At 71.5% G+C, this 8166-nt stretch carries 5 protein-coding genes; 2 read left to right on the forward strand and 3 right to left on the reverse strand.

Features of this window, described 5'->3' with window-relative positions; genetic code table 11:
• From AB0P24_RS24305 to AB0P24_RS24315, 3 genes are all read right to left on the reverse strand, one after another.
• Nucleotides 1–3048 (reverse strand): glycoside hydrolase family 38 C-terminal domain-containing protein, encoded by a 3048-nt coding sequence (locus tag AB0P24_RS24305; RefSeq protein WP_365797307.1) that lies wholly within the window; start codon nucleotides 3046–3048, stop codon nucleotides 1–3.
• Between the two features lie 45 nt (nucleotides 3049–3093).
• A complete protein-coding gene (locus AB0P24_RS24310) occupies nucleotides 3094–4431 on the reverse strand; it encodes a 6-phospho-beta-glucosidase (protein ID WP_365797309.1) in 1338 nt (445 codons plus the stop codon).
• Nucleotides 4432–4717: 286 nt separating this feature from the next.
• Complete coding sequence (locus AB0P24_RS24315; protein WP_365797311.1) at nucleotides 4718–5482, reverse strand: DeoR/GlpR family DNA-binding transcription regulator; 765 nt, start codon at nucleotides 5480–5482, stop codon at nucleotides 4718–4720.
• A 128-nt stretch (nucleotides 5483–5610) separates the two neighbouring features.
• On the opposite strand from AB0P24_RS24315, the gene AB0P24_RS24320 reads away from it, so the two are divergent.
• Entirely contained in the window at nucleotides 5611–6630 is a 1020-nt protein-coding gene (locus AB0P24_RS24320; protein WP_365797313.1) for a carbohydrate kinase family protein, read from the forward strand.
• 176 nt (nucleotides 6631–6806) lie between these two features.
• Nucleotides 6807–8078, forward strand: coding sequence for an extracellular solute-binding protein (locus AB0P24_RS24325; protein ID WP_365797315.1), 1272 nt, complete (start codon nucleotides 6807–6809; stop codon nucleotides 8076–8078).
• Nucleotides 8079–8166: the final 88 nt, after the last annotated feature.

The following is an 8166-nucleotide window of genomic DNA, read 5'->3' on the forward strand; positions in this document are numbered from 1 at the left end:
TCAGCTCCTGCGCAGACGGAGGGTGAGGATCTGGAAGGGGCGCAGTACGACCGGGACGCCGTCGTCGCCTTCGAGGCCCGCGTCCCCCAGCGGGCGCTCCAGCAGGTCGGTCACCTGGGCGCCGGCCAGGGGGAAGCCGGTGCGCAGGACGCCCTGGGCACGGCCGCCCCGGGACTCGTAGAGCCGGACCACGACATCGCCGGAGGCGTCGTCGGCCAGCTTGACCGCCTCGACGGTCACGCCCTCGCCCACCACGGAGACGACCGGCCGCGGCTCGCCCGCCGCGTCGGCCACCCGGAGCGGGAGGTTCAGGGCGTAGCCCTCGGCCACGGCGTCCCCGATGGTGGCGCCCGGCAGCAGCGAGTAGGTGAAGCGGTGGCGGCCCTGGTCGGCGCCCGGGTCCGGGACGCGCGGGGCGCGGACCAGGGAGAGGCGGACCGTGGTGGTCGTGCCGCCGTCCTCGCGGACCGTGCGGGAGACGTCGTGGCCGTAGGTCGAGTCGTTGATGACGGCGACGCCGTAGCCGGGCTCCGCGAGGTGCACCCAGCGGTGGCCGGAGACCTCGAACCGGGCCGCCTCCCAGGTGGTGTTGGTGTGGGTGGGCCGCTGGACGTGGCCGAACTGGATCTCGGCGGAGGAGTGCGCGGCACGGATGTCCACCGGGAAGCCGGCCTTGAGGAACTTCTCCGCCTCGTGCCAGTCGATGTCCGTCTCGAAGTCGATCCGGGGGCTGCCGGCGCGGACGGTGACCGTCTGGACGATCGTCGAGCCGTTGCCGAAGGGGCGCGTGACCCGGATCGAGCCGAGCAGCGGGTCCGCGTCGACGACCGTGATCTCGGAGGGGTCGAGCAGGTCCGTGTAGCGGTTCTTGTAGTGCTTGTCGACGTCCCAGGCGTCCCAGTAGTTCGGGAGGTCGGTGTGCAGGCGGAGCAGGTTGCCCTGGCCGGCGAGGACCTCGCGGCGCGCACGGTGGTCGTAGACGGACGACAGGGTGCCGTCCTCGGCGATCTCCACCCGGACGAGACCGTTGTCGATGACCCGCCCGTCGACCGTCACCGCCCGCGGGGCCTCGGCGGCGGCCGTCAGCGGCGCGCTGCCGTTCGCCGGGACCTCGACGTACGCCAGGGTGCCGGCGGCGTCCCGGACGACCTCGGCGCGGGCGTAGGGGCTGGTGTTGAAGACGCGGGCCGTGCCGCCGCCCAGCGCGGTGATCGCCTCGGCGGTCAGCGCCTCCAGTTCCCCGGCGACGCGGGCGTACTCGGCCTCGGCCTCGCGGTGCACCCAGGCGATCGAGGAGCCCGGCAGGATGTCGTGGAACTGGTGGAGCAGGACCGTCTTCCAGAGCCGGTCCAGCTTCTCGTGCGGGTAGCGGTAGCCGGGCGCGTGCAGCGCGGCCGTGGTCGCCCACAGCTCGGCCTCGCGCAGCTTGTGCTCGCTGCGGCGGTTGCCCTGCTTGGTGCGGGCCTGCGAGGTGTAGGTGGCGCGGTGCAGCTCCAGGTAGAGCTCGCCGACCCAGACCGGCGCGTCCTCGTACTCGGCGCGGGCCTTGGCGAAGAAGGCGTCCGGGTGCTCGACCTCCACCCGCGGCGAACCCTCCAGGTCCTTCAGCCGGCGGGCGCGCTCCATGATCTCGCGGGTGGGGCCGCCACCGCCGTCGCCCCAGCCGAAGGGGGCCAGCGAGCGGGTGGCGCCGCCCTTCTCGGCGTAGTTGCGGACCGCGCGGGACATCTCCGCGCCGCTGAAGCGGGCGTTGTAGGTGTCGACGGGCGGGAAGTGCGTGAAGATGCGGGTGCCGTCGATGCCCTCCCACCAGAAGGTGTGGTGGGGGAACTTGTTGGTCTGGTTCCAGGAGATCTTCTGGGTGAGGAACCACTCGTTGCCGGCCAGCTTGGCGAGCTGCGGGTAGGCCGCGTTGTAGCCGAAGGAGTCCGGCAGCCAGACGCCCTTGGTCTCGATGCCGAAGTGCTCGATGAAGAACCGCTTGCCGTGGATGAACTGGCGGGCGACCGCCTCGCCGCCGGGCAGGTTGCCGTCGGCCTCCACCCACATGCCGCCGACCGGCGCCCACTGGCCCTTCTTCACGGACTCCTGGATCCGGGCCCAGACCTGGGGGTAGTTGTCGCGCACCCACTCGTACTGCTGGGCCTGGGAGCAGGCGAAGACGAACTCCTCGTACTCCTCCGCCAGCGAGGTCACGTTGGAGAAGGTCCGGGACGTCTTGCGCTTGGTCTCGCGGATCGGCCACAGCCAGGCCGAGTCGATGTGCGCGTGGCCGACACCGGAGATGATGTGCGCGCTGGCGTGCGCGGGCTTCGACAGCGCCGGCCTCAGGGCCTCGCGGACGGCGGCCGCCGAGCCGGCGATGTCGTCCAGGTCCAGCAGGTCCATCGCGTGGTCGAGGGCGTGCATGATCTCGTGGCGGCGCGGGTCGTGCTCGCCGAGTTCCAGCATCAGCTCGCGCAGCACCTGGACGTCGAGGTCGAGGTGCCAGACGTCCTCGTCGAGGACGGCGATGTCGGCGCGCCTGAAGGTGTAGAGCGGCTTGTCGCCGGCCGTCAGGACGTCGCCGAGCGGCGTCGGGGCCGCGAAGTCGCCGGCCAGGATGTCCGGGTTGGAGGCGGCCTCGACCAGGTAGTCGATCACCTCTCCGCCGGCCGCCGGGTTCGCGATCCGTACGTACTGGTTGAGCGGGTTGACCGCCTTCAGCGGGGTCCCGTCGGTGAGGTGGACCAGGGCCTCGGCCTGGTTGCCCGGCCAGTCGCCGACGAAGCCGAGGTCGATGACCGCCTCGACGCGGCGGCCCGCGAACTCGGCGGGCACCTGCCCGTGCATCCGGAACCAGGTGGTGCCCCAGGGCGGCCCCCACGGGGTGTCCATGGCGAACGGCTCGTACGCGGCGGCCGCGGCCTCCTCGAAGGGCACCGGCTCCCCCGGGGCCTGCCAGGCGGACACCTCGAAGGGGACGGTGGCCGCGTAGATCGCGGGCTTGATGCGCTGGTTGTGGAGGCGCTCTACGCGCTCCTCGATCCGGCGGCGTTCGTCGTGCATGGAAGTCTCCAGAAGAGGGATGGAAAGCGCTTTCCTGTCAGCTGGCTACTTAAGATACGCGAGGCCCGGGTGGACCTCCGTGTACCCCTCCACCAGGCGGCGGGCGACGTTCACCGAGTCGACCAGCGGATGCAGCGCGAACGCCTTCACGGCCGTCGTACGGGAGCCGGACTCGGCGGCGGCGAGCACCTCGCGCTCGACCGCCTTGACCGCGCAGACCAGGCCCGTGGCGTGATCGGGCAGCGGGGCGACGGCGACCGGGTGGGCGCCGTTGGCGTCGACCAGGCAGGGCACCTCGATGACGGCCTCGCCGTCGAGCACCGAGAGGGTGTCGCGGTTGCGGACGTTGAGGATCAGGGTGGTGCGCTCGTCGCGGGCGATGGCCCGCATCAGGGCCAGGGCGACCTTCTCGTAGCCGCCGGACAGGTCGTCGGCGTCGCGCTCGCCGGCGCCGGCCGTCTCCCGGTTCTCCGACATGTAGGTGGCCTCGCGCTCGGCGCGGGTACGGTCCCAGACGTCCAGGGCCCTGGCACCCGGGTCGGTGACCGCCTCGTAGAAGTGCGCCTGCTGGTCGCGCAGGAAGGCGCCGCGGGTCTTCTCCGCCTGCTGGTAGGCGCGGACGGCCTCGCGGTTGAAGTAGTAGTAGTGCAGGTACTCGTTGGGGATCGCGCCGAGGGACCGCAGCCAGTCGACGCCGAAGAGCTTGCCCTCCTCGAAGGAGCCGAGCAGGCCGGGGTCGGCGAGCAGGCGCGGGAGCTCGTCGCGTCCGGCGACGTGCAGGCCGCGCACCCAGCCGAGGTGGTTGAGGCCGACGTAGTCGATCCAGGCCTCCTTCGGGTTCGCGCCGAGCACCCGGGCGATCCGGCGGCCGAGGCCGACCGGGGAGTCGCAGATGCCGATGACGCGGTCGCCGAGGTGCCCGGACATGGCCTCGGTGACCAGTCCGGCGGGGTTGGTGAAGTTGATGACCCAGGCGTCGGGGGCGAGCCGGGCCACCCGCCGGGCGATGTCGACGGCGACGGGCACGGTGCGCAGGCCGTAGGCGATGCCTCCGGCGCCGACCGTCTCCTGGCCGAGGACACCCTGAGCCAGGGCCACCCGCTCGTCGTTCGCCCTGCCCTCCAGACCGCCGACCCGGATCGCCGAGAAGACGAAGTCGGCGCCGCGCAGCGCCTCGTCCAGGTCGGTCGTGGCGGTCACGGCGGGGGCGTCGGGGACGTCGGCCGCCTGTTCGGCCAGGACCCGGGCGACCGCGGAGAGCCGGCCGGCGTCGAGGTCGTGCAGCACGACCTCGGTGACCCGCCCCTCGGCCCGGTCCGTCAGCAGTGCGCCGTACACGAGCGGCACGCGAAACCCGCCGCCGCCCAGAATCGTCAGTTTCACCGGCTTCCTCCAAGGATGCCCACGCGTTCAGGCCCCGAACTGATCGAGTCTTCACGGAACACGTCGAGAGAAGGGGATCCGCCACCCCGGCGGATCTCTGCCCATATGAACGGATGCGCTCTGCGCAGTGCGCTGCGAGAACCAGGCACGCACCGTCTCCTTGCACTTGCTCCACGAGCCCGGGCCGGTCCCGACCCGGCTGGTGTTGATCTCGGAAGACCCGATCGCCCGCCGAGCGGTGGAGCGGGGTGAGCCAGTGGTCTCCTGCGGCCCGGGGGAAGAGGATTCAAGCCTGCGCCTTTCCCGCCACCAGCACCTCGACGCGGGCCTCCTCCAGGGCGGCCCGCGTCGCCGCGTCCACCGGCGCGTTGGTCACCACGATGTCCAGGTCCCCGGGACCGCAGACCTTCGCCATGCCCGTGCCCGGGAACTTGGCGGCATCGGCGAGCAGCACGACCTTGTCGCTCGCCCCGATCATGGCGCGCTTGACCGGCACCTCGACGACCGTCGTGTCCATCACCTGCCCGCCCGGGCGCACCCCGCTGGTCCCGAGGAACAGCCAGTCGGCGTGCAGCTGGCGCAGGTTGTCCTCGGTGAGGAAACCGACCAGGGAGCGGTACTCGCGGCGGAGCATGCCGCCGAGCAGCACCAGTTCGATGCCCTCGTCGTCGGCGAGCTCCTCGTAGACCACCAGGTTGCTGGTGATGACGGTGAGACGGCGGCCGTGCAGCTGGCGGGCCAGCCGGAAGGCGGTGGTGCCGATGTCGAGCAGCACCGACTGGCCGTCCTCGACCAGCGCCGCCGCGCACGCGGCTATCGCGTCCTTCTCGGCCACGCGCACCTCGGCGACCTCGGCGAAGGGCTGGTCGCCCTCGTCGACGACGGCGCCGCCGTGGACACGAGTGAGCAGCCCGTCCTCCTCCAGCTTGACCAGGTCGCGCCTGATCGTGGCCGGGCTCACACCCAGCTGCTCGGAGAGGTCGGTCACAGCCGCGGGGCCGCCGGAGCGAAGGGCCCGCAGGATGAGTTGGTGTCGTCGTTCTGCCAGCACGCGGCGAACACTACTCGTCATCTTCAATCAAATCCATGCTCAGTTCTGCTCGGGTATTGACCAATCTCACTCAGCGGCGCACGATTCCGGTCATCGAAAATGACGAGTCTTGACGAGAGGCTGTGCGCGTGGACGACGACAGGCCCGACGTGCTGCTGACCGGGCTGCTCTTCTACGACCTCGTCCTCACCGGGCTGGGAAAGCCGCCCACCCCGGGCGAGGAGATCTGGACGGCAGGCATGGGCTGCGGCCCCGGCGGCATCGCCAACCTCGCGGTGGCCGCGGCCCGCTTCGGCCTGCGCACCTCGCTGGCCACGGTCTTCGGGGACGACTTCTACGGCGAGTACTGCCGGGACGTCCTGGGCGACCAGGAGGACATCGACCTCTCGCTGTCCCGCACCGCGGACGGCTGGCCCACCCCCGTCACCGTCTCGCTCGCCGCCGGTCACGACCGGGCGCTCGTCACCCACGGCCAGGAGCCCCCGTACTCGCAGGACACGCTGATGGGCGACCCGCCCGAGGCGCGCACGGCGCTGGTGCACATCGAGGCCGAGCCGCGCGAGTGGATCGCCAAGGCGGCCGCGAACGGCACCCGCGTCTACGCCGACGTCGGCTGGGACCCCACCCAGGAGTGGTCCCGTGACCTGCTCGACCAGCTCGCCCTGTGCCACGCCTTCCTCCCCAACGAGACCGAGGCGATGGCCTACACCCGCACCGGCAGCGCGGTCGCGGCCCTCGGCACGCTCGCGGAGCTGGTGCCGGTGGCGGTCGTCACCCGGGGCGGGGACGGCGCGGTGGCCGTCGACCAGACCACCGGCGAGTACGCGGAGGTCCCGGCCCTCCCCGTGGACGTCCTGGACGCGACGGGCGCCGGGGACGTCTTCGGGGCGAGCTTCGTCGCGGCCTCCCTCGGCGGCTGGCCGCTGGCCGAGCGGCTGCGGTTCGCCGTCCTCGCGGCCGGGCTGTCCGTCCGGCACCACGGCGGTGCCCTCGCGGCCCCCGGCTGGTACGGCGTCGACCGCTGGTGGCGCTCGCTGACCGACCCCGAGCTGAAGACGGCGTACGGCTTCCTCGCCGACCGCCTGCCGGCGGACGTGGGCCCCCCGGTGCACCACGCCCCCGTCACCCCGCCCGCCCGGCCGCACTGACCCGCACTGACCCGCGCCGGATCCACAGCAGGCCCACGCCTCAGGGCCCAGGCCCCAGCGCTTCTCAGCCCCACAGCCCCACAGCCCCACAGCCCCACAGCCCCACAGCCCCACAGCCGACGATCCACAGCACCAACGCCCCTCAGTACCACGAACAGGAACAACAGGAGTGACCCGTGGACCTTTCACGTAGAGGCTTCCTCCAGGCCGCCGCACTCACCGCGGCCGCCTCCGGCCTGACCGTCGCGTGCGGCGGCTCCGGATCGGGCGGCACCAAGAACGGCAAGAACCTCACCCTGTGGTACTGGGGCGGTGCGCTCAGCGACAAGGTGGTCGCGGAGGCGAAGACCCACTTCGGCAGTGCGGTCACGCTGACCGCCGCGTCCATCGGCGGCGACTTCAAGCAGAAGCTCACCACCACCCTCGCGGCGGGCTCCTCCGTGCCGGACATCACCGGCATCAAGGGCGAGGACATGGCGTCCTTCCTGCCCAACGCCTCCCGCTTCCTCGACCTCAACGACCTGGGCTTCAAGAAGATCTCCGCGCAGTACCTGGGCTGGAAGACCAAGCTCGCCCAGACCAGCGACGGCAAGCAGATCGGCTTCCCGATCGACATCGGCCCCACCGCGCTCTTCTACCGCGAGGACCTGTTCGCCAAGGCCGGGGTGGCCACCGACCCCGACAAGGTCGCGGCGCTGGTCAAGACCTGGGACGACTACTTCACGCTCGGCACCGAGCTGCAGAAGAAGAACCCCGGCACCTACCTGGTCAACAACATCAGCGCCGTCTTCAACATCGCGGTCGGCCAGGGCACCCAGCGGTTCATCGACAAGAACAACCACTTCATCGGCGACCAGGACCACATCCGCGGCGCGTGGACCACGGCGATCCGCCCCTACACCCTGGGCGACGCCAAGATCAACGACAACTCCTGGAACGCCGCCATCGGCAAGAACCTCCTCACCGAGCTCGGCGCGGCCTGGCACGCGCTGGACATCGAGCAGGCCGCGCCCCACACCAAGGGCAAGTGGCGGGTCTGCGCGAACCCCGCCGGACCGGCCAACCAGGGCGGCTCCTACCTGGCGCTGCCCAAGCAGTGCCGGAACCCCGAGGAAGCCTTCAAGATCATCAGCTGGATCCTCAGCCCCGCCAACGACGCCCGCGGCTTCACCGACGCCGCCATCTTCCCGGCCGCCCCGGCCGCGTACACCACGCCGGCCATGACGGGCCCGGACGCCTTCTTCGGCGGGCAGAAGGTCATCGAGGTCTTCGGCCCGGCCGCCAAGGCGATACCGGACAGCTACGAGGCCCCGGCCGACGCTGCCGTCATGGCCCCCTACATGACGGAGCTGACCAACATCGAGGCCAAGGGCAAGAAGCCCGACGACGCCTGGAACGACGCGGTCAGCCAAGCCAAGCAGATCGCCCGGCGCCAGGGGGTGAACTGAGGTGACGCTTCTCGACATTGACGAAGCCGCCGCACATCTTCAGTCCCAGGGCACCGGCGCGGCTGGCCGATGCCACGCTCGTGGAGGC

Origin of the sequence: Streptomyces sp. NPDC086519, from assembly GCF_040686075.1 — a bacterium.
Classification (GTDB): domain Bacteria; phylum Actinomycetota; class Actinomycetes; order Streptomycetales; family Streptomycetaceae; genus Streptomyces; species Streptomyces shenzhenensis.